Annotated in this window: 3 protein-coding genes; all 3 read right to left on the reverse strand. The window is 44.1% G+C overall.

Features of this window, described 5'->3' with window-relative positions; translation table 11 throughout:
• Positions 1 to 236 (reverse strand): cytochrome c-type biogenesis protein CcmH (locus tag R7P72_RS24020; protein WP_318110828.1); only part of this gene is annotated, 236 nt, incomplete at its 3' end.
• Positions 223 to 756, reverse strand: coding sequence for a DsbE family thiol:disulfide interchange protein (locus R7P72_RS24025; RefSeq protein ID WP_024699808.1), 534 nt, complete (start codon positions 754 to 756; stop codon positions 223 to 225). The genes R7P72_RS24020 and R7P72_RS24025, both read right to left, overlap by 14 nt.
• Positions 734 to 1,609 (reverse strand): cytochrome c-type biogenesis CcmF C-terminal domain-containing protein (locus R7P72_RS24030; RefSeq protein ID WP_318110829.1); only part of this gene is annotated, 876 nt, incomplete at its 5' end. The genes R7P72_RS24025 and R7P72_RS24030, both read right to left, overlap by 23 nt.

Consider the following 1,609-nt stretch of genomic DNA (forward strand, 5'->3'; position numbering starts at 1 on the left):
ATGGTATAGACCTTTAACCGAAGATCTTTAGCCGCTGGCGCATTGGACTCAATCAAGTTCTGGTTTTGGCATTGTGGGCAGCGCAATGTCTTAGCGAGCGAGGTTGCTCGTTGTTGCACTTCTACAGATTGAAATTCAAAAAGATCAACGTTCTGCTTAATTTCACTCCCATTGCTCGCAGGAGAATATAATGCAAGTGCAAAAACGGTAATAAATATATATTTAAATAGCGCCATTAAAATACCTAGAAAATATTGAGTTCCATTTGTCGATCGTGATTGCTCCCCGATATTTGATCAAAACCTTGCCATTTTGATCAATAAGATAAGTTTCTGGTGTACCTATCACTCCCAGCTCAACCGCCAATTCGCCATTTGGGTCACTAATCACGTCTTGATAAGGATTGTTTTTAGAGCTCAAGTAGTTTTGGGCGGCAGAGTTATTATCTCGATAATTCAAACCAATGATCGGCACTCCCGCATCCGCTATCTGCAAAAGTGTTTCATGTTCTTTCTTACAGATCCCACACCATGACGCCCACACATTCAGCAACTTATAGCCATTGTCTTGAAACAACACCTGAGTGACCTCTTTTCCAGAGATAACCGATACAGCGCTGAAATTTGGAACCATTAGCGTGCTTTCCTTTGCTTGCTCAACGTGGGGGCGGTCAGATAACGCCGCAACGACCACGACTGAAAAGACGGCAACAGCAATAAATAACCCGAATAGTTTAGGCATAGTTTTCGGTGACATTCACGGCCCTCTTTCTTTTGCGATACACAGTCGTCAGTGCGCCAAACACCGCTATCAAACCGCCTGACCATATCCACCAAATCCCCGCCCGGTACTGAACTTTTATCGCATAAGCGTTTGTGCCAACTTTATCCCCCAACGTCAGATAATAGTCTCCGTGCCATAAACTCAGAATCGCGGGCTCAGTCATGTTCATTACTCGCACGGGATAATGGCGTTTTTCAGGTTGTAATACATAGCGAGTCTGATCATCAAGGCGCAAAATGATCCTTGCTTGTTCTGCGGTGTAATTTGGCCCTATTACCCAATCCATACCTTGATAATCGATACCAATGTTTGCTCTTTGATGTGAAACTCCTGGCTCTACTCGCAAGTTGTATTGGTACGAGTATTCACTGTTGAAGACTGCTCCCACAACGGCTACGGAAAAACCGACGTGTGCTAATACCATCTTGATTAGTGGCCCTTTATTTTCGGCATTCAGCCATAACATAGTGTGCGTAGCAATAACCCAAGCTGCTAAAAATACACTCGTGATTGTCCCAATACGCACGGTATCAACCGACAAGATAAAGACGGCTACGACACCTAATGCGATTGTACTTGCAAAGACGAATTGCCCTTTCCAGTTCGCGCACACTCCTTTTGTCCACCGCAAAATTGGCGTAATGGCTAGCGCCAACAAAGCGAAAATACTAAGAGGAAATATCAAGCTATTAAAATACGGCGCACCAACAGAGATGTTTCCCAACCCTAGCAATTGATAAATCATCGGGTAGAACGTACCTAAAAAGACGATCGCCGTGGATATGACCAAAAGTCCAATGGACACATACACCATATAAGAACGACT

The organism is Vibrio sp. Vb0888 (assembly GCF_033338835.1).
In the GTDB taxonomy this organism is placed as follows: Bacteria; Pseudomonadota; Gammaproteobacteria; order Enterobacterales; family Vibrionaceae; genus Vibrio; species Vibrio alginolyticus.